This is a genomic window from Microbacterium pullorum (assembly GCF_014836535.1).
Classification (GTDB): Bacteria; Actinomycetota; Actinomycetes; order Actinomycetales; family Microbacteriaceae; genus Microbacterium; species Microbacterium pullorum.
In genome coordinates, this window is sequence record NZ_JACSQP010000001.1 from 2,849 (window position 1) to 23,301 (window position 20,453).

The window sequence follows — 20,453 nt, forward strand, 5'->3', positions numbered from 1 at the left end:
CGCCCCCCCCCCCCCCCCCCCCCCCACGGCGCTGTCGCATGTCGGAGAGGCGGTGTCAGAGGCCGGGTCGACGGCACCCCGATGCTGTGTACTGTCGTAACGGTGCGCGCGCGGCCACCCGATCCGGCGCGCCCGAAGCTCCCCTCGAAAGGCCCGCCGGCACCCCGTGTACTCCCTGCTCCTCACGATCATCTACGTCGCTTTCGTCAGCCTCGGCCTGCCGGATTCGCTCGTCGGCGCCGGCTGGCCCGTCATGCACCAGGACCTCGGCGTCCCCCTCGCCTACGCGGGCATCATCACCATGGTCATCGCGGGCGGCACGATCCTGTCGAGCCTCGCCTCGGAGCGCGTCACGCGCCGGTTCGGGGCGGGAGTGGTCACCGCGGTCAGCGTGGGGATGACCGCCGCCGCCCTCGTGGGCTTCTCGTTCTCCGGCTCGTTCTGGATGCTGTGCCTCTGGGCCATCCCCTACGGGCTCGGTGCCGGTGCGGTCGACGCGGCACTCAACAACTACGTGGCGCTGCACTACGCGGCGCGTCACATGAACTGGCTGCACAGCTTCTGGGGCCTGGGGGCGTCGATCAGCCCGTTCATCATGAGCTACGCCCTCACCTCGGGCCTCGGCTGGTCCAGCGCCTACCTCATCGTCGGCGTCGCACAGGTCGCCCTCACGTTCGTGCTGCTGGTGAGCCTTCCGCTCTGGGGCAGAGTCAACCCCGTCGTGCCGGGCGGCCACGACCTCGAGCCCGATGAGGCGCAGGCGCATGCCGCCGAGGCATCCGGGCGAGGTCGCGCGCACGTCCCGCTCGCCCAGGCGCTGCGCATTCCCGGAGTCACGCTGATTCTGGCCGCCTTCTTCGCCTACTGCGCGCTGGAGAGCACCGCGCTGCTGTGGGCGTCGACGTGGCTCGTCACCGACCGCGACGTGCCGGCGGCGACCGCGGCCGCCTTCGCGTCGCTGTTTCTCCTGGGCATCACCGGCGGCCGGTTCCTCGCCGGCATCTTCGCCGACCGGGTGGGGGACCGGCTCCTCATCCGGGGCGGGTTCGCCACGGTCGCGCTCGGCGCCGTGCTGCTGGCCCTGCCCCTGCAGACCGACGTGGTCGCCCTCGCCGGTCTCGTGATCGCGGGGTTCGGGTGCGCACCGATCTACCCGGCGATCATCCACTCCACCCCGGGCAACTTCGGCCGGCGCAACTCGCAGGCCATCATCGGCATCCAGATGGCGGCGGCCTACACCGGCTCGACCCTCGCACCACCGCTGTTCGGCGTGCTCTCGGCGTGGGTCGGGATGTGGCTGTTCCCGGTGTTCCTCGGCATCCTGGTGGTCCTCGGCCTCGTCATGTCGGAGCGGCTCAACCGGCTCGTCGACCGGCGCAGCCGCGTCGCGCCGTCGGTGAGCTGACCGGACGGTCGCCTCGCCGCGGTGCCAGCCCGCCACGCGCGTGTCAGGGTAGGGGAATGAGCCGTCGATCCGACCCGCGCACCTACGACCTCGATCGGCTGCGCGAGGATGTGCTCGCCGAGCACGGCGGTGAGGTCGACGACAGCATCCCGCAGCTCGCCTCGGCCGACCCCGACTTCTGTGCCCTGGCACTCGCGCTCCCCGACGGCACCGTGCGCTCGAGCGTCCACGCAGACGTGCGTTTCAGCGTGCAGTCGGCGGTGAAGCCGTTTCTGTTCGCCCTCGCCCTGCTCGACACCCAGGGGGAAGCCCTGGACCGCATCGGCATCGAGCCGACGGGTGAGGCGTTCGACGCGATCAAGCTCGAAAGCGGCACCGGCCGGCCGCCGAACCCGATGGTCAACGCCGGCGCGCTGCTGACCGCGGCCCTCGTCTCGGGCGACGACGTCGCGGCGCGCGACGCGCGCATCCTCGCGGGGCTCTCCGCCTTCGCCGGTCGCGCCCTCGAGGTCGACGAGCACGTGGCCCGCGACGAGCACCTGCTCGGCGACCGCAACCACGCCCTGGCCCACCTCATGCGGGCGGAGGGCGCGCTCGAGGTCAGCGCCGACGACGCCGTCGCCGTGTACGCCCGCGCCTGCGCCGTGCTGGTCGACGTCGAGGCGCTCGCCGTGATGGGCGCGACGCTCGCCCTGGGCGGGCGCAACCCCGTCACCGGCGAGCAGGTGGTGCCGCCGGACGTGGCCCGCGACGTCGTGTCGGTCATGGCGACCTGCGGGGTCTACGACGGCTCCGGCAGGTGGATGCGCTCGGTCGGGATCCCCGCGAAGTCGAGCGTCTCGGGTGCCATCGTGATGGCGGTTCCCGGCCGGCTCGGAGCGGCGGTGGTGAGCCCGCCGCTCGACGAGTACGGCACGAGCGTGCGCGGCCACGCGGCGAGCCGGCGACTCAGCGACGACCTGGGTCTGCACGTGTTCGGCGACCCCGAAGACGGGCTGGGCGCGCCCGTGTCGACGGGCTGAGCGCGGCCAGGCCGGCCGCCGTCAGTCGATCTCGCCGCCGGCCACCGTCTCGGCCAGCGCGTGCACGCGGGGGAGGTGGTGGGCGCCGTAGAAGTCCGCGGAGACGAGCCGTGCGGCATCCGTCTCGCTCGGTGTCTCGTGCGCGAGCACCGCGGCAGCGGCGAGAGCGTGCATCCAGCCGCCGGCGAGGGTGCCGAGCAGCATGAGGTACGGCACGCTCACCGCGTAGACGTCGCGCGGCGAGGCGGCGAAGCCGAGCAGGTCGGCGGTCGCGCGGCGGGATGCCGCGAGCGCCCGCTCGAGCCGCTCGGCGGTGCGCCCCGCGACAGGGTGGTCGAAGCCGCGCAGCTGAGTCACAGTCTCGTCGATGCGCTCGAACAGCTCCGACACGGTCGCGCCGCCGTCGCGCAGCACCTTGCGGCCGACGAGGTCGTTGGACTGGATGGCGGTCGTGCCCTCGTAGATCGTGGTGATGCGCACGTCGCGGTAGTGCTGCGCGGCGCCGGTCTCCTCGATGAAGCCCATGCCGCCCTGCACCTGGATGGCATCGCTCGTCACAGCGATGGCGTCTTCGGTCGTCCAGCCCTTGAGGATGGGCACGAAGAAGTCCGCCAGCTTCACCAGGAAGTCATCGGTGTCGGCCCGGTCGAGCAGGTCGCCGACGTAGACGCCGAGGGCGCGCATCGCGAAGATCTTGCTCGACATCGACAGCAGCAGGCGCCGCACGTCGGGGTGCTCGGCGATGGGAGTGCCGGCCGGGCGCTCCAGCACACCGCCCTGCAGGCGATCGGCCGCGTACGCCGCGGCCTGCTGGTAGGCGCGGTCGGCGATGCCCGTCGCCTGGAACCCCATGCCCGCGCGGGCGGAGTTCATCATGATGAACATCCCCGCCAGGCCCCCGCCGACCTCGCCGACGAGGTAGCCGGTGGCATCCTCGTAGGCGAGCACGCAGGTGGGGCTGCCGTGGATGCCGAGCTTGTGCTCGATCGCGACGGTGGTGATGGCGTTGCGGTCGCCGAGCGATCCGTCGTCGTTCACGAGCACCTTGGGGGCGACGAACAGCGAGAGCCCCTTCGCGCCGTCGGGGGCGCCGGGGGTGCGGGCGAGCACGAGGTGCACGATGTTCTCGGCGATGTCGTGGTCGCCCCACGTGATGAAGATCTTCTGGCCGCGGATCGCCCAGCTGCCGTCGTCGCGTGGCGTCGCCATGGTGCGGATGGCGCCGAGGTCGGTGCCGGCGGCCGGCTCGGTGAGGTTCATCGTGCCGGTCCACTCGCCGGAGACGAGCTTGGTGAGGTACGTCTCACGGATCTCATCGGATGCCGCGGCATCCAGGGCGTGGATCTCGCCGGCCGTCAGCAGCCAGCAGAGCGCGAAGGCGGCGTTCGAGGCGTTCCAGATCTCGCCCAGACCCGCGCGAACGGCGCCGGGAAGGCCGTCGCCGCCGGCGGAGACGGGTGCCTCGGCGGTGACCCAGCCCGCCTCGACGAACGCACGGTACGCCTCGGCGAACCCGTCGGGCAGGCGCACCTGACCGTCGTCGAGGCGCGCGCCGACGCGGTCGCCGACCGCTTCGAGCGGAGCGATGACGGAGGCGGCGAACTCGCCCGCCCCCGCGATGATGTCGGTGGCGTCCTCAGCGGTGAGCTCGCCCCCGGTGGCGCGCGCGACGAGGTCCTGCCCGAACGCGTCGGTGAAGAGGAACGCGTAGTCCTCGACGGGCGGCGTGTATGCGGATGCGTCAGCCATGACGGACTCCTGTGCTCGAGGAAGTGGGACTGAGGTTCAGTCTATGCGGGACTGGGTTCCACTTGCGCCCGGAGTGCACGTCGAGTGCGGCGTGCGCGTCACGGCCCACCCATCCAGTGCTCGATGCGGTGCGTGTCGGGTGTGAAGCCGTGCCGCACACCGTAGAGCACGGCCTGGGTGCGGCTCGTGGCGCCGATCTTGCGGTAGACCGACCGGATGTAGGACTTCACCGTGTTCGGGCTGAGATAGGTGAGGCGGGCGACCTCGGCGTTGCTCTTGCCCTGGGTGATGAGGGCGAGGATCTCGGACTCACGATCGGTGATGCCCTCCAGGCGCCCGGGCCACTCCAGGCCCGGCGCACTGGGCGCTCGGCGCGCCTGGTCGCTGATGACCAGCTCGCCCGCGTGGACCGCCTCGATCGCGGCGACCAGCTGCGCCGCGGGCAAGGTCTTCGAGAGGTACCCGTGCACGCCCTGCTCACGGGCCGAGGCGATGAGATCGGGGTGGAAGTTCCAGGTGTACATCACGACGCGTCGGGCTCGTGGATTCCTGATGAGCTCGGAGATCTCGTGGTGATCCGACTCCGGTTGCGCGAAGGAGTCGTACAGCACGACGTCCACCTCATCGCTCACGCCCTGGTTCGCATCGATCTCGGCGATGAGGATGCGGTCGCGGTAATCGTCGAAGAGGTGCGCCAGCCCCTTCAACACCACGTCGTAGTCATCGACGAGGGCGACCGTGATGGGTTTCGGGGACGAGGCCATACCTGAGCTTTTCACCCCCAGGGGTGTGCCGCCACACCCTGAGGGGTGGTGAAGTGAAGTGATGTCGCGAACTGCGGCATCCCGAGTACCGCACGGTGCCCGACACGACACGCCCTCGGGCGTCACAGAAGAGGAGCAATCATGCTCGGTCTCATCATCAGCGTCATCGTCATCGGCCTCATCGCCGGATTCATCGCCCGGGCGGTCGTCCCCGGCAAGCAGGACATGAGCCTGCTCATGACCATCGTCCTCGGCATCGTCGGCTCGTTCGTCGGCGGGTTCCTCGGCTTCCTGCTCTTCGGGCAGGACGCGGCCGACGGCTTCTTCCAGCCCGCCGGCATCATCGGCTCCATCATCGGTGCGATCATCGCGCTGCTGGTCTACGTGATGGTCGCCGGTCGCAGCACCACTTCGCGCCGTCGCTCCTGAGCTGACGGTCCCGCAGGGCCGCGCGGACACGCGGCCCTGCGCGGCATCCGCCGGTGTTCCGACAGCAGGAGATCTCCCCGCCGCAGGACGTTTCGGCCGGAGGGGTCCTGTTGTGGGGAGATCGCCTGCTCTGGGGAGGGCAGGCGAGGGGCGGATGCCGCTACCGCCCGATCGGCCGCACCAGCACCCGGCGCCGGTCGCGCACCCAGCGCACCCGATCGCGGCGGTACTCCGCGTGGGTCGCGAACCGGTAGTGGTACGACACCACCCGCACCCATCTCGGGTGCTCGCGACCGAACGGCGCCGCGCGCAGCAGCGCGAGCGTCGCGGCATCCGCTTCGAGCAGCCGCACCAGCAGCGTGGTGAACCAGCCCTCCAGTGACCGCCCCAGCGGCAGGAACCACATCAGCCAGTCCAGCCGCAGGTGGTACGGCGCCCACTGCCGTGGCACCCGCCGGACGTCGCCCGGCTTGCCCTTGAAGTCATACTCCCGCCAGGTGGCGTCGTCGGGGTCGGCATCCATCGTCGCCTCGATCACGTACTCGATGCGCTCGCGGGTGACGGTGCCGAACGCGCCGTATGCGTTGGCGAGCTGCCACCGATTGAAGCTCGCGTTCATCAGCTGCCGGTGGGCGAAGAGGTTCTGCAGCGCGGGCCGGCTGATGACGAGGTACAGCAGCCCCACGCCGCAGGTGATCGCGAGCCAGTACAGCGGCAGACCGTCGATCATCCAGGGCGGGTCGGATGCCACCGCGGCCCCCGACCCGGGAAGCGACACCGCTGCGAACGCCAGCACGATCGTCGCCCAGTTGAGCCAGGCGAAGTTGCCGGTGAGCACGAGCCACAGCTGCGTCGCGATGACGATGGCCGCCGCCGCCGTGCCGACCAGCGCCGGCACGGGCCCGGGGATCCAGAGCCCGAGAAGCGGCGCGAACAGCAACCAGGGCACCACGAGCTGAGCGAGGTGGTTGCCGATCACCTCGATCTCGTGGAACCACCGCGGCAACAGGTGTGCCTGACGGCTGAGAGGCCCCGGCATGGGCTGCGTCTCATGGTGGAAGGTGAGTGCGGACAGGTCGCGCCACTCGCGCCCACCGCGGATCTTGATCATGCCGGCGCCGAACTCCAGCCGGAACAGCAGCCACCACAGCAGCACGATCACCACGGTGGGCGGTGGCTGGTCGTTCGACCCGAGGAACGCCGCGAGGAACCCGGCCTCGAGCAGCAGCATCTCCCACCCGAATCCATAGAAGGTCTGCCCGATGCTGACTACCGACATGTAGCCCAGCCACAGCAGCAGGAAGCACACCATCGGCACCCACGGTGGCCCGAGCTGCGGGATGCCGGCGACGAGCGCCGCGCTCACGATGAGACCCGCGACGCACAGCGCCGTCAGCCGCCGGTCGGTGTAGCCCACACGGCGGAAGAGCGTCGGACCCAGCAGGCGCGAGCGCCGAGCCGACGTCGCGACCCACGAGAGCAGCTCGGGGGCGGGCAGCAGCCCCCGCTCGCCCAGCAGGGCGCGGAACTGGTTGAGCGTCGACAGGAAAGCGATCGCGTACAGCGCCGCGATGCCGCGCTGCAGCACCTGCCGGGCGAACTCGTAGTCGACAGCAGCGAAACCCTGCATGCACGACACGGTAGGCCCGTCGCCCGTGACGGCGCACGGGGTTGCGTGCGCCGTGTGCTGTCGGTCAGGCTTCGCCGAGGATGCTCCGCATCACCTCGAGCGAGATCTCCTCGCGCTCGCCGTCGGCGTTCTCGAAGACGCGGAACGGCACCCCGTGCTCGAGCAGGTACGCGGCGGTCTTCTCCAGTCGCGGCACGACCTGCAGGTGGTCGGCGCCGAACAGTTCAGCGGTGTAGAGCGGTTCGCCGGCTGCCACTGCCAACCGCATCTCCACCGTGGATCGGCCGTTGATGCGGTACAGCGCCTGCAGGGCGGCCGGCGACAGCACCGCGACGCCGTCGAGCGTGAGCGACATCGAGACGGGGGAATCGGTCATCTCTCCATCGAACCACGCCCGACGCCGCCCTCACGCCGCGCTGCGGCGCACCGAGCGGGCGAGCGGCTCGGTGGCGGCCATTGCCCCGGCCACCGCGGCGAAGCCGGCGACGAAGGTCAGCGCCACGACGATGATCGGTACCGGCGCGAGCATGCCGGAGGCCCCCACGATCGGCACGCTCAGCGCCGCGCCGACGGCGGCACCGCCCAACGCAGCCCAGCGCAGCGGCACCATGACGGCCAGGCTGCGCGACCGGCGCAGCTGATCCTCGGGCATGCCCAGGCGGTCCAGACCCACGATGAGCTCGCGGTCTTCGAGCACCGATGCCGCCTGCGTGACGCCGACCGAGCAGGCCAGCAGCACGAACGCCGCACCCAGGGTCACCAGCACGCCGACGCGGATGTCGGAGAGGAGTGTCCCCTGCTCGTTCTCGCCGACGGACTCGAGCAGCCCCATCCCGCCGCCGGCGACGACGGCGATGAACGCGATCATCGCGATGCCCGAGACCCGCCGCCACGCCTGCGGTGCGTGGGCGGCCAGCTCGCGACCGGCGATGAGGGTCGCCGCCGAGGTCGCGCGGCGCGCCATGCGGCGGCCGTGCGCGGCGACGATGGGGGCGCCGATGACGTTGATCAGCCCCATCGCACCGGCGAACATGCCGATGAGGATCATGACGCCCAGCGTGTCGCTGAGGGTGCCGAAGCTCGCCGCCGCGGCGATGAGCGCGACCAGCGCCACGAGTCCCCCCACGAGCACGACGATCCGGCGCGGTGCGGCATCCGTCCGCCGGCGCACGCCGAGGGGACCCAGCCGCACGGCGCGCAGACTCAGCGCGGCGCTCGTGGTGGCCAGCGCAGTCACACCCACGACGGCCCAGCCGAGCGCCGGCAGTCCCGCCCACACCGCGGCGATACCGACCGGTCCGCCGAAGAAGGGCAGCAGCCCCACCAACGGCAGCAGCACGAGGTACAGCACGACGCCGACGAGGGCTCCGGCGAAGGCCGTGAGCGCGGCTTCGGCGACGGTCATCGCCGACACCTCGGTGCTGGTCGCCCCCAGCAGTCGCAGGGTCGCCAGCCGGTCGTTGCGGCGCCGGCTCGACAGGCGGGCAGCGGCAGCGCCCAGCGTGAACACCGGCACGGCCAGCAGCACGAGGGCCAGCAGGCTCAGCATCGGGTAGAGCGGGTCGCCCGCCACGCGGGGGTCGGTGTGGAACATCACGGTGCCGCCGACGACCACCAGCAGCAGCGCCGTCGTGACGGCGAAGGCGACGACCGGCAGCAGCAGTGCCGCCCGGCCCTGTCGCGACGGGCGGGCCATCAGGGTCGTGAGCGTCACGATGCGCCCGAACGAGCCCACCGAACCACGCGGCGGCGTCGTGGGGGCGCCCACCAGCGCGGCGGTCATCGTCCGGCTCCGCTCGCGGCGGCGGTGGACGCGGTGCCGGCGGCTTCGCCCACGATGCGGCCGTCGCGCATGTGCAGCACGCGGTCGCAGCGCGCGGCGACGCCGGGGTCGTGGGTGACGACGACGAGGCTGCGACCCTGCCCGGTCGTGGCGTGCAGCAGAGCGCCCATCACCTCGGCCGAGGTGGTCGAATCGAGGGCTCCGGTCGGCTCATCGGCGAACACCACCGGGGCTCCGGTCGTCTGCGCGCGGGCGATGGCGACGCGCTGGGCCTGCCCGCCCGAGAGTTGGCCGATGCGGCGGTCCGCCATGCCGGCCAGTCCGAGCGCGTCCAGCCAGCCGGCGGCGTGTGCCTCGGCCTGCTTTCGCGGGAGCCCGGTGACGATCAGCGGCAGCGCGGCGTTCTCGATGGCGGTGAGCTCGGGCAGCAGCAGATGCTCCTGGAAGACGAACCCGACGTGCGAGCGGCGCACAGCCGAACGCTCCGATTCGCTCATGCCGACCAGTTCCAGCACCGCCGCACCGGGCACGGTGAGGCGCACGGAGCCGGCGTCGGGGGAGAGGATCGCCGCGAGGCAGTGCAGCAGCGTCGTCTTGCCGGAGCCGGATGCGCCCATCACCGCGACGGATTCGCCGCGCGCGATGGTGACGTCGACGCCGGCCAGTGCGGTGAGCGGGCCGTAGCGCTTGATGAGACCGGTGGTGGTCAGGGCAGGAGGGGCAGATGTGTTGTTCACCATGCCAGTCTTCGCTTGCGCCCCTCTGTGGTCGTCGGCCTGAAGAGGGATGCCGCATCCCACTCGGGGATGATTCGCAACCCCTCGACCCGCGGCCGTTCCCGGGCTAAAGTCGCCCGCGATGGACCTGGTCTCCTCGCGACCGAGCCCGGTCGGCAGGCTCATCCCCGTGAAGGGAGCAGCGCCCATGCCTGACAGCCCCGCAGCCGAGATCGTCGAGAAAGTCGGCGGACCCGGCAACATCGAGAGCCTCACGCACTGCGCCACGCGGCTGCGATTCCAGTTGCGCGACGGCGACCTCGTCGACCAGAGCGGCATCGAGTCGCTCCCCGGCGTCATGGGGGCGGTGCCCCAGGCGGGCGATCGCTTCCAGGTCGTGATCGGCGGTGGCGTGCAGACGGTCTACAACGAGATCATGGCGCTGCCCACCATGACCGGTGACGAAGAGGGCGACGTCGACGACGCCGCCGCGATCAAGGCGCGCGAGCGTGCCAAGGGGCCTCGCGGCAAGGTCGCGTGGCTCGACACCCTGTTCGAGTTCCTCTCGGACTCTTTCCGCCCGATCCTGGGTGCACTGCTGGGTGCGTCGCTGTTCATCACCTTCATGGCGCTCATGGCGACCCTCGGTGTCATCCCCTCGTGGAACGCACCGGGCGTCGTGCTCGAGCCGTCGTGGGCGTTCATCAACCTCATGTGGCAGTGCGTGTTCATCTTCCTGCCGCTCATGGTGGCCTACAACGCCTCGCAGAAGATCGGCGCCGACCCCTGGGTGGGCTTCGCGATCATGGCGGTGGTCATGCTCCCGGGCTTCATGGCGCTGGGGCAGGATGCCACGGCGCAGCAGATCGTCTTCTTGGGCTCCGACATCACGACCGTGCCGGTCTTCGGCATTCCGCTGACGATCTTCGACTACAGCTCGCAGGTGTTCCCGCCGCTGCTCATGGCCGCCGTGCTCGGGCCGCTGTGGAAGGGCCTGAAGAAGATCATCCCCACGAACCTGCACCTGATCTTCGTGCCGTTCCTGGCGATGCTCATCATGATCCCGCTCACGGCCTTCCTCATCGGCCCCATCGGCGTCTACGCAGGTGCGGGGCTGGCGAACCTGCTGAGCTCGATCAACGACTTCTCGCCGTTCATCTTCGCCATCATCATTCCGCTGGCCTACCCGTTCATGGTGCCGCTGGGGCTGCACTGGCCGATCAACGCGATCATGCTGCTGAACATCCAGACCCTCGGCTACGACTTCATCCAGGGCCCCATGGGGGCCTGGAACTTCGCCTGCTTCGGCGCCACGGCCGCGGTGCTGGTGCTGGCGTGGCGTGAGCGCGACCAGGCGATGAAGCAGACGGCGACCGGTGCCCTCGCGGCGGGGCTGCTCGGCGGCATCTCGGAACCGTCGCTGTACGGCATCCATCTGCGTTTCAAGCGGATCTATCCACGCATGCTCGTGGGCTGCTTCGTCGGCGGCCTCATCATCGGCATCGGCGGGGGCGTCCGCACCGAGGCGTTCGTGTTCACCTCGTTGCTGACCATCCCGGCGTTCCAGCCGCTGGCGCTGTACGGCATCGCGGTGGCGGCGGCGTTCATCACCTCGATGACGCTCGTGCTGATCTTCGGCTACAAGCCGAAGCCCACCGCCGAAGAGGCGGCCGCGGTCGGCGACAGCGGCACGGTCGCCGCGCCGACGGCTGGGTCGGGTGCACCTGCCGCGGCGACCGCGGGGGCCGCGGTCGGCGGGGCGGCGACGGCGACGGCCGTCAGACCCACGACGGCGACGGCCACCGCCGATGCCGGCAACGCGCCCAACGTGGGGGCGGCGCTGCAGATCATGTCGCCACTGGACGGCAGGGCGGTGCCGCTCTCGGACGTGCCCGACCCGGTGTTCGCCGGCGGCACGATGGGCCCAGGCGTCGCGATCGAGCCGAGCGGTGACACCGTCTACGCGCCCGGCGCAGGCACGGTCGCTGCCGCCCAGCCCACCGGGCACGCCTTCGGGCTGGTGCTCGACGGCGGCATCGAGCTGCTCATCCACGTCGGCATCGACACCGTGAACCTGAAGGGCGAGGGGTTCGATGTCAAGGTGCACAACGGCGACCGCATTGAGGTCGGAACGCCCCTGGTGACGTTCGACCGCGCGGTCATCGAGAAGGCGGGCTACCCGCTCATCACCCCGGTGATCGTGCTCAACGCCGACCAGTTCGACGCGGTCGACCCGATCGAGCTCGGCCCGACGACGGCCGGCGCGCCGCTGCTGTCGGTCGAGACGAAAGCGGCCGACTGACGCGGGCTCACCCTCGACCGGAGCCGACACGGCGGCGCGGCACGTCGGGCTCGTGCCGCGCCGCCGGGGTCACTCGGCGGCGGCCGCCGCCACGGCCTCACGGAGGCGCGCGGCATCCGACCCGTCACCGCGGATCTCGAACGTCTCGCCGTCGACGACGAGCAGCGGCACGTGGTCGACCGGGGTGTCGCTGCCGACGACGGTGCCGACCCAGCGGTCGTTGCTCTCCTGCACCCATTCGGCCATCGTTCGTCCTTCGACTCCCGCGGTGAGGTCGGCGGCGACGCCCGCCTCGGCAGCGTAGGCCAGCAGATCTGCGTCGGTCGGTGCTCCGGCGGCATCCACCTGGTTGGCCTGCAGCAGGGCGTACAGCGGCAGCAGCGCATCGGTCTCACCGGCCTGGGCGGTGAGGGCGAGGAGGTTGGCCGCGCGTGTGGAGTAGTCGGTGGTGTCGCCGCGCTTGGCGCTGACGTAATTCATCGGGTGCAGCGCCAGCGTGATCGTGCCGTCGGCCACCCAGGCTTCGAGGTCGTCCCCGGTGGTCTCCTCGAGCACTGCGCAGTACGGGCAGGAGAGGTCGGTCCACAGCTCCACGCTGACCGCGCCGTCGCCCGTGACGAGTCCCTCGTCCACCGGCAAGGACGCGGGGGACGAGGTGGGGGACGCGCCCCCGCCGGCGCTCGCCTCGTCTCCGGCCGCACTGCAGCCGGAGAGGGCGACCAGCGCCGCCGCGACTACGGCGAGGGGGAGGAGTCGCTGACGGTTCATGCTTCGTTGTTACCGGGTCGGCGGCGCCCGTGCACGTTCATCGTAGAAGAGGCACGACGCATCCCCCCGCTATGGTCAGACCACATGTACGTTCCCTACGAACGGGGGCGGGAACGCAGGCGGCGATAGCCTGGAAGGCATGGTCACGACTCCCTTCGACGCCCTCGACGACTACATCGCCCTGCCTCGCGTGGAGGCGGTGGCAGTGGCTCCGGACGGCGCACGGGCGGTGCTGACCGTCGCGACCCTCACGAAGGATGCCACCGGCTACGAGCGCTCGCTGTGGGAGGTGCCCGCCACCGGCGACGGCACCCCGCGCCGGCTCACACGGTCGGCCAAGGGCGAGGCGGGTGCGGCGTTCCTTCCCAGTGGTGACCTGCTGTTCGTCTCCGCCCGTCCCGATGTCGAGGCAGCCGACGGCGAGGACGCCGGTCAGCTGTGGCTGCTGCCCGCCGCGGGCGGCGAAGCGCGCCCGGTGACGCGGCTGGCCGGTGGCGTGTCCGGCATCGCCGGGGTGGCCGAAGCCGCCGAGCGCCTCGTGCTCGCCGCGGGCCTGCTTCCCTCGGCCGAGACCCTCGAAGACGACGCGCGTCTGCGTGCCGAGCGCACCAAGCGCAAGGTGTCGGCCATCCTCCACGACACCTACCCGGTGCGGCACTGGGACCACGACCTGGGTCCCGACGAACCGCACCTGCTGTCGCTCGACCTCGACGGTCTCGACGACACCCTCGCCGCCGTCGCCGACGAAGAAGCGGCTGCCGAGGGGGCCGACGACCTCGGCGCGGATGCCGACCGACCCGAGCCCTACCCGGCCAGCCTGCCGCGCCCCCGCGACCTCACCCCGCACCCCGGACGCACCGGCGAGAACGCCGGCACCGCCCTCACCCCCGACGGCACGACACTCGTGGCCGCCCTGCTGGTGTCCACCGGCCTCGACGGTCGCTACCGCCTGGTGTCGATCGACGTCGCCACCGGCGCGCACACGGTGCTGCGCGACGAGTCGGGCGTCGACCTCACCGCCCCCGCGATCAGCCACGACGGGACCACGCTCGCCTATGTGCGGTCGGTGAAATCGACGCCGGCCGCCCCGACCGCGCAGGAGCTGTGGGTGAGCAGCATCGACGGCTCGTCGCCGCGGCGCATCGCCGCCGAGTGGGACCGGTGGCCGAGTGGCATCCAGTTCGACCACGACGACCGTGCGCTCATCGTCACCGCCGACTCCGACGGGCGGGGGCCGGTGTTCCGCATCGGCCTGGACGACGGCGCTGTCGACCAGATCACCCACGACGACTTCACCTACACCGATGTGCACGTCGACCGCCGCACCGGCGACCTCGTGGCGCTGCGCTCATCGTGGATCGCCGCGCCCCACCCGGTGCGCATCGCGCGCGACGGTGCGGTCACCGTGCTCGCCACCCCCGCGCCGGCGCCCGAGGTGCCCGGCACGATCACCGAGGTGGAGACCACCGCGGCCGACGGCGCGCGCGTGCGCGGCTGGCTGCTGCTGCCCCAGGGCGCCGCGGCCGAGACCCCGGCGCCGCTGCTGCTGTGGATCCACGGCGGCCCGCTCAACAGCTGGAACGCGTGGAGCTGGCGCTGGAACCCGAACCTCGCCGTCGCCCGCGGCTATGCCGTGCTGCTGCCCGACCCGGCGCTGTCCACCGGGTACGGCCTGGACTTCATCGCGCGCGGCTGGAACAGCTGGGGTGCGGCGCCGTTCACCGACCTCATGTCGATCACGGATGTCGTCGAGGCCCGTCCCGACATCGACGAGACCCGCACGGCCGCGATGGGCGGGTCGTTCGGCGGGTACATGGCCAACTGGGTGGCCGGGCACACCGACCGGTTCCGGGCGATCGTGACCCACGCGAGCCTCTGGGCGCTCGACCAGTTCGCCGGCACCACCGACCACGCCGGGTACTGGCAGAGCATCTTCACGCCGGAGGCGATGCTCGAGAATTCGCCCCACCGGGCCGTCGCCGACATCCGTACGCCGCTGCTGGTCATCCACGGCGACCGCGACTACCGAGTGCCGATCGGCGAGAGCCTGCGGCTGTGGGCCGAGCTCATGGAGCACCACGGCAACGACGACGGCACGACCGAGCACCGGTTCCTGTACTTCCCCGACGAGAACCACTGGGTGCTCAAGCCCCAGCACGCCGTGGTCTGGTACGACACCGTGTTCGCGTTCCTCGGCGAGCACCTGCGGGGCGACGCGCCCACCCGTCCCGCCGGGCTCGGCTGACCCGCGGGCTGCGGCGGGGCGAGCGCCCTGTCGCAGCCGCGCGGTCGGCGTCAGTGCCGGCGGTGCGCCCGGTAGTACTCCAGCAGCCCGCGCGTGGAGGCATCCTGTGCCGCCAGCGCGTCGGCGTCGCCCTCGATCGCGGGGGCGATCTGCAGCGCGAGCTGCTTGCCCAACTCCACGCCCCACTGGTCGAACGAGTTGATGCCCCAGATCACGCCCTGGGTGAAGGTGATGTGCTCGTACAGCGCGATGAGCTCGCCCAGCACCCGGGGCGTCAGCGAGTCGGCGAAGATCGACGTCGTCGGCCGGTTGCCGGGGAATGTGCGCGCTGCGACGAGCGGACCGGTGGTGCCCTCGGCCTCGACCTCCTCGGCGGTCTTGCCGAACGCGAGCGCCCTGGTCTGCGCGAGGAAGTTCGCCAGGAACAGTCCGTGCACGTCGCGTCCGTCGTCGGCGAGCGGGTAGGCGGGGTTCACGAAGGCGATGAAGTCCGCCGGGATGAGGCGGGTGCCCTGGTGGATCAGCTGGTAGAACGCGTGCTGTCCGTTGGTGCCGGGCTCGCCCCAGAACACCTCGCCGGTGTCGGTGGTGACGGGCGTGCCGTCCCAGCGCACCGACTTGCCGTTGGATTCCATCGTCAGCTGCTGCAGGTAGGCGGCGAAGCGGTGCAGCTGCTGGGCATAGGGCAGCACCGCGTGCGACTGCGACCCGAGGAAGTTGGAATACCAGACGTTGAGCAGTCCCATGAGTACCGGGACGTTGCGCTCGAGCGGGGTCGTGCGCACGTGCTCGTCGACGGCGTGGAAGCCGGCGAGCAGCTCGCGGAACACGTCGGGGCCGAGTTCGATCGCCAGTGACAGGCCGATCGCGGAGTCCACCGAGTAGCGACCGCCCACCCAGTCCCAGAATCCGAACGCGTTGGCCGGGTCGATCCCGAAGGCGGCGACCTTGTCCAGCGCCGTGGAGACGGCGACGAAGTGGTGGGCGACGGCGTCGGTGCGCGACGCGTCGCTGCCGTCGATCGCGCCGGTCTTTTCCAGCCCCGACCACAGCCAGTCCCGGGCGAGACGGGCGTTGGTGAGGGTCTCCAGCGTCGTGAAGGTCTTGGATGCCACGATGAACAGCGTCGTCTCGGGGTCGAGTCCCGCAGTCTTCTGCGCGATGTCGGTGGGGTCGATGTTCGACACGAAGCGTGCGGATATGCCGGCGTCGGCATACGGCTGCAGCGCCTCCGACACCATGACCGGTCCGAGGTCGGAGCCGCCGATGCCGATGTTCACGATCGTCTGCACCTTCTTGCCCGTGACGCCGACCCATTCGCCCGAGCGCACCCGGTCGGCGAAGGCCGAGACGGCCGTCAGCACCTCCTGCACGTCGTGGTCGACGTCTTGACCGTCGACGACGAGGGCGGGGGAGGCGCCGGCGGGTCGGCGGAGCGCCGTGTGCAACACGGCGCGGTCTTCGGTGGTGTTGATGTGCTCGCCGGCGAGCATCGCCGCATAGCGCTCGGCGACGCCGGTCTGCTCGGCCAGGCGCACCAGGGCTGCGAGCACCTCGTCGGTGACGAGGTTCTTCGACAGGTCGACGTGGAGGTCGGCCAGCGGCAGGCTGAGGCGCTCGGCGCGACGCGGGTCGATGGCGAACCAGTCGCGCAGGTCGGGGGCGAATGTGTCGCGCAGCGCGGTCAATTCGGTCCAGGCGGGCGTGGTGGTGGCGTCGATGGGGGCGGTCACGCCGTCCACGCTAACGCGACGGGGTGCACAGCGTCCACGCGGCAGCCGTGACAACGACAGCGGAAAGGCCCGGTCGGATCTTCCGACCGGGCCTTTCCCTGTACCAGAACCCGGATTCAGCGATCCGAGCGCAGCGTCACATCTCCCGCCGACACGTTCACCGAGATGATGCGCGTGGCCTGCGACGTGGTCTCGAGCCGGTTGTCGAGGCCACCGGCCGAGACGTCGGACTCGACGCGGTACGGTCCCGCAGGGACCGTGAGGTCCAGCGACCCGGCGCTCACGTCGATGGCGACGTCGGTGGGGGCGCTGCCGGTGAGCACGGCCTTCAGGCCCCCCGCGCTGACGTTCAGCTCGGCGGTGTCGATGTCGGCCAGTTCGAGGTTCGCCCGACCCGCGCTGACGTCGGTGCTCAGCTCCGTCGCCGCACCGGTGACCGTGAGTTCGCCCGCGTTCACCTCGAGGTCGAGCGACCCGAACTCACCATCGACGTCGAGCGACCCGGCCGAAAGCACGAAGTCCGCCTCGAGGCCCGCGCCTGCCAGCTCTTCGGGCAGCTCCAGCACGACTCGCGTCGGGCCGTCGTAGAACCACCAGCCGAAGAACCAGCGCTGCGGCGACCGCACGACCAGCTCGTCGCCCTCACGGGTGAGGGTCCAGTTTCCGGCACCGGCGTCGGCCGTGATGTCGAGCACGGCCTCGTCGGTGTCGGTGAACAGCACGCGCACGTCGCCGGCGGACACGTCGATGTCGAGGGAGTCGACGCCTGCGGCATCCACCGCGATGCGGTCGTCGACGGGGCCACCCGAGCGCACCACCGCCCCGATGATGCCGAAGGTGACCGTGCCGAGGATGAGCAGTCCGCCCACGACGATCGCGATGATCGCGACGACCCGTCCTGCGGACGACCGCTGCGGCGGCGGGGTGGGAGCGCCGGGCTGCGGGGGCATGGCCGCGTCGGGAGGCGGGGGCGTGGTCGCGCCGGGCTGCGGGGTCGTAGGGCGTGTGAGTGGCGTGCTCATCGTGATGCTCCTGTCTGCGGCAGGTCGCCGCCGTGTTCGAGGTGGGCCAGCGCTGCCAGCACCCGCCGGTTTCCTGCCTCGTCCTGCTCGAGGTCGAGCTTCTGGAAGAGGGAGGTGATGTACTTCTCGACGCTCGCTTCGCTGACGTGCAGCGTGCGGGCGATGGCCTGGTTGGACTTTCCTTCGGCGATCAGCGCCAGCACGGTGCGTTCGCGGTCGGTGAGGCGGGCCATGCGGTCGTCGCGGGTACGTCGCATGAGCAGCTGCGAGACGACCTCGGGGTCGAACACGGTGCCGCCGGCGCCGATCTGCGCGACCGTCTCGACGAACTCGGCCACATCGGCCACCCGGTCCTTCAGCAGGTAGCCCAGCGCCCCGCCGCGGCCGGCGATGAGCTCCGACGCGTAGCGCTCCTCGACGTACTGGCTGAGCACGAGCACCGGCAGGTGCGGGTTCGCGGCGCGCAGGGTGAGGGCTGCCCGGATGCCCTCGTCGGTGAACGTCGGGGGAAGCCGCACATCGAGGATGCAGAGGTCGGGCGTCGTGTCGGCGACGACCGTGTCGAGGTCGTGGGCGTCGGGGAGGGCGGCGACCACGGTGTGGCCGGCGTCTTCGAGCAGTCGTACGAGACCCTCGCGCAGCAGCGCGGAATCCTCACAGATCAGGATGCGCACGGCACACTCACCTCCAGCGAGGTCGGGCCCCCGACGGGGCTGTCCAGACGCACCGTGCCGCGGGCGGCGACGATGCGGTTCGTGATGCCGTCGAGGCCGCCGCCGGGGAGCACGCGGGCGCCTCCCATGCCGTTGTCCTCCACACGGGCCCACAGGGTGCCGTCGTCGCGGCTGCGCACGACGACGCGGCATTCGCTGGCGCGGGAGTGCTTGGCGGCGTTGGTGAGCGACTCGGCGATCGCGAAGTACACCGCGGCCTCCGCCTCGCGGGTGCACCGTCGGTCGATGCGCACATCGACGTGCACGGGCACGTGCGAACGGGCGACGAGCGCCGACAGGGCGGCGTCGAGGCCACGGTCGTCCAGGACAGAGACGTGGATGCCGCGCGCCAGCTGCCGCAGCTCGGTGATGGCGGCCTTGGTCGAGGTGTGCGCCTCGGCGATGAGCTCGCGCGCGGCATCCGGATCGGTGTCGAGCTTCTGCTGGGCGAGGCCCAGCGTCATGCCGACGGACACCAGTCGCGGCTGCACGCCGTCGTGGAGGTCGCGCTCGATGCGGGTGCGCTCCACTTCGCTGGCGCGCACGGCCCCGGCGCGCTGCACGTCGGAGGTGTGCACGCGCTCGGCCAGCATCGCCTCGCGGGAGGGGACGAGGATCGCCCGGGTCAGGATGCCGTCGAGCAGGGCGATGCCCACGAGCAGCGCGGCACTGACGACGACGGCGAGGCCCCCGATGACGGCGGCCCAGCCGCTGTCGAGGACAGCGCCGGTCCAGGGGATGCGCACGACGTCGCCGGCGATCGGGGCGAAGAGCAGCCCCACGCCGGAGGCGAGAGTCGACAGCAGCGTGAGCACGAGTCCGCCGAGCAGGGTCGCCAGCGCCGCGCTGGCGACGCCGCGCCACATCGGGCCGTCGATGAACTGCTGCCAGAGCATGCGCACCCAGCCACCGAAGCCCGAGCGTGTCATGCGCCGGGGCCGCAGCGACGGCAGGCCGTAGTCGTAGAAGCCGTCGGCGCGGGCGTATTCGAGCCACGCGGTGGCGTAGAGCACGTACACGAAGCCGATGAGGAAGAGCAGGCCGATGCCGAGCACCAGGGCGAGGCTCAGCCCGAGGCTCAGGAGGGTCACGATGACGGTGAACAGGACGGTCCCGGCGATGGCCCAGGCAGCCAGCATGGCCAGGGCGCCGAGGACGCGCAGCGGCGTCGCGCGTGGCGTGTTCGCCACCGGCGCGGCGGGGACGGGAGGAGTGGTCATGGCTCAAAGGTAGGACGGGGGTGGGGTGGGGCACCGCCCCGGCATCCGGAGTCTTTTGTTCGGGTTATCCCGAGAGTCGCGCTCAGAGTGGGCTGAGACGATGGGGTGGTGACCACTCCCGACATCCGCCTCATCGCCGTCGACATGGACGGCACCCTGCTCGACCCCGACGGCGCGGTGCCGCCGCGGCTGTGGCCGCTGCTGGAGCGGCTGCGCGAGCGCGACATCGCGTTCGCGCCGGCCAGCGGCCGTCAGCTGGCGACGCTGCAGCGCTCGTTCGGTGCGGCCGGGGGAGAACTGGACTACATCGCCGAGAACGGCGCGTACGTCGTGCGCGACGGAGTCGAGGTCAGTTCCGACGCGCTGGATGCCGCGTTCGTCCGCACCGTCGTCGAACGGCTGCGCGCGCTCGCCGCGCAGGGCATGCGACTGGGCTTCGTGGTGTGCGGCAAGGCATCGGCGTACATCGAGGCGCCCGATGAGCGGTTCCGCGTCGAGGCGGAGAGGTACTACGCCCGGCTCACCGTCGTCGACGACGTGCTGGCGCAGGATGACCAGGTGCTCAAGATCGCCGTGTACGACCACGACGGCAGCGAGACCCACACCGCGCCGGCACTGAGCGATCTGGGAGAGAGTCACCAGGTGGTCGTCTCGGGACATCACTGGGTCGACATCATGAACCCCGGCGTCAACAAGGGTGTCGCCCTGCGGCACCTGCAGCAGGACCTCGGCATCACGCCAGCCCAGACGGCGGCGTTCGGCGATTACCTCAACGACATCGAGCTGCTGCAGGCCGCCGAGTGGTCCTACGCCATGGCCGACGCGCACCCCGACGTCGCCGCCGTCGCGCGGTTCCGGGCGCCGTCGAACGCCGAATACGGCGTCATCACGACGATCGAGTCGCTGCTGGGCTGAGGTGTGCCCCGCGGCCGGGGTGCAGGCGTAGCGTGGA

17 protein-coding genes are annotated in these 20,453 nt (G+C 71.2%); 6 read left to right on the forward strand and 11 right to left on the reverse strand.

Translation table 11 applies throughout. The features are described from left to right. Positions 1-166: 166 nt before the first annotated feature. Both H9651_RS00025 and glsA read left to right on the forward strand, forming a co-directional pair. The gene (locus H9651_RS00025) at positions 167-1,405 is read left to right on the forward strand and encodes an MFS transporter (RefSeq protein ID WP_191717062.1); all 1,239 of its coding nucleotides are present in this window, start codon (positions 167-169) and stop codon (positions 1,403-1,405) included. A gap of 56 nt (positions 1,406-1,461) precedes the next feature. Beyond that, complete coding sequence (gene glsA / locus H9651_RS00030) at positions 1,462-2,427, forward strand: glutaminase A (RefSeq protein ID WP_191717063.1); 966 nt, start codon at positions 1,462-1,464, stop codon at positions 2,425-2,427. A 21-nt stretch (positions 2,428-2,448) separates the two neighbouring features. Here the strand turns inward: glsA and H9651_RS00035 are convergent, their stop codons facing one another. Both H9651_RS00035 and H9651_RS00040 read right to left on the reverse strand, forming a co-directional pair. After that, positions 2,449-4,176, reverse strand: coding sequence for an acyl-CoA dehydrogenase (locus H9651_RS00035; RefSeq protein WP_191717064.1), 1,728 nt, complete (start codon positions 4,174-4,176; stop codon positions 2,449-2,451). Between the two features lie 98 nt (positions 4,177-4,274). Beyond that, positions 4,275-4,940: a response regulator transcription factor gene (locus tag H9651_RS00040; RefSeq protein WP_191717065.1), complete on the reverse strand. Its 666-nt coding sequence runs from the start codon at positions 4,938-4,940 to the stop codon at positions 4,275-4,277. 141 nt (positions 4,941-5,081) lie between these two features. Here H9651_RS00040 and H9651_RS00045 point away from each other — a divergent pair, with 141 nt between their 5' ends. Next, positions 5,082-5,369 (forward strand): GlsB/YeaQ/YmgE family stress response membrane protein, encoded by a 288-nt coding sequence (locus H9651_RS00045; protein WP_191717066.1) that lies wholly within the window; start codon positions 5,082-5,084, stop codon positions 5,367-5,369. A 160-nt stretch (positions 5,370-5,529) separates the two neighbouring features. Here H9651_RS00045 and H9651_RS00050 read toward each other — a convergent pair whose 3' ends face one another. From H9651_RS00050 to H9651_RS00065, 4 genes are all read right to left on the reverse strand, one after another. Further along, positions 5,530-6,999, reverse strand: coding sequence for a lipase maturation factor family protein (locus tag H9651_RS00050; RefSeq protein ID WP_191717067.1), 1,470 nt, complete (start codon positions 6,997-6,999; stop codon positions 5,530-5,532). A 64-nt stretch (positions 7,000-7,063) separates the two neighbouring features. Next, entirely contained in the window at positions 7,064-7,375 is a 312-nt protein-coding gene (locus H9651_RS00055; protein WP_191717068.1) for a hypothetical protein, read from the reverse strand. 30 nt (positions 7,376-7,405) lie between these two features. Beyond that, the gene (locus tag H9651_RS00060) at positions 7,406-8,782 is read right to left on the reverse strand and encodes an FtsX-like permease family protein (RefSeq protein WP_191717069.1); all 1,377 of its coding nucleotides are present in this window, start codon (positions 8,780-8,782) and stop codon (positions 7,406-7,408) included. After that, positions 8,779-9,522 (reverse strand): ABC transporter ATP-binding protein, encoded by a 744-nt coding sequence (locus tag H9651_RS00065; protein ID WP_191717070.1) that lies wholly within the window; start codon positions 9,520-9,522, stop codon positions 8,779-8,781. Before H9651_RS00065 ends, H9651_RS00060 begins: the two co-directional genes overlap by 4 nt. A gap of 184 nt (positions 9,523-9,706) precedes the next feature. On the opposite strand from H9651_RS00065, the gene H9651_RS00070 reads away from it, so the two are divergent. Beyond that, positions 9,707-11,800 carry a glucose PTS transporter subunit IIA gene (locus H9651_RS00070; protein WP_191717071.1) on the forward strand — a complete coding sequence of 698 codons (2,094 nt, stop codon included), beginning with the start codon at positions 9,707-9,709 and terminating at the stop codon, positions 11,798-11,800. A 69-nt stretch (positions 11,801-11,869) separates the two neighbouring features. Here the strand turns inward: H9651_RS00070 and H9651_RS00075 are convergent, their stop codons facing one another. Further along, positions 11,870-12,568 carry a DsbA family protein gene (locus tag H9651_RS00075; RefSeq protein ID WP_191717072.1) on the reverse strand — a complete coding sequence of 233 codons (699 nt, stop codon included), beginning with the start codon at positions 12,566-12,568 and terminating at the stop codon, positions 11,870-11,872. Between the two features lie 139 nt (positions 12,569-12,707). On the opposite strand from H9651_RS00075, the gene H9651_RS00080 reads away from it, so the two are divergent. Beyond that, positions 12,708-14,813: a S9 family peptidase gene (locus H9651_RS00080; protein ID WP_191717073.1), complete on the forward strand. Its 2,106-nt coding sequence runs from the start codon at positions 12,708-12,710 to the stop codon at positions 14,811-14,813. Between the two features lie 50 nt (positions 14,814-14,863). Here H9651_RS00080 and pgi read toward each other — a convergent pair whose 3' ends face one another. The 4 genes from pgi to H9651_RS00100 form a co-directional block, all read right to left on the reverse strand. Then, positions 14,864-16,546, reverse strand: a complete 1,683-nt coding sequence (pgi, locus tag H9651_RS00085; RefSeq protein ID WP_191717074.1) for a glucose-6-phosphate isomerase — start codon at positions 16,544-16,546, stop codon at positions 14,864-14,866. Positions 16,547-16,662: 116 nt separating this feature from the next. Beyond that, entirely contained in the window at positions 16,663-17,568 is a 906-nt protein-coding gene (locus tag H9651_RS00090) for a DUF4097 family beta strand repeat-containing protein (protein WP_191717075.1), read from the reverse strand. Then, on the reverse strand, positions 17,565-18,242 hold the full coding sequence (locus H9651_RS00095) for a response regulator transcription factor (RefSeq protein ID WP_191717076.1): 678 nt from the start codon (positions 18,240-18,242) through the stop codon (positions 17,565-17,567). Before H9651_RS00095 ends, H9651_RS00090 begins: the two co-directional genes overlap by 4 nt. After that, entirely contained in the window at positions 18,230-19,501 is a 1,272-nt protein-coding gene (locus H9651_RS00100) for a sensor histidine kinase (RefSeq protein WP_191717077.1), read from the reverse strand. Before H9651_RS00100 ends, H9651_RS00095 begins: the two co-directional genes overlap by 13 nt. A gap of 108 nt (positions 19,502-19,609) precedes the next feature. On the opposite strand from H9651_RS00100, the gene H9651_RS00105 reads away from it, so the two are divergent. Further along, positions 19,610-20,416, forward strand: a complete 807-nt coding sequence (locus tag H9651_RS00105) for a Cof-type HAD-IIB family hydrolase (RefSeq protein ID WP_191717078.1) — start codon at positions 19,610-19,612, stop codon at positions 20,414-20,416. Positions 20,417-20,453: the final 37 nt, after the last annotated feature.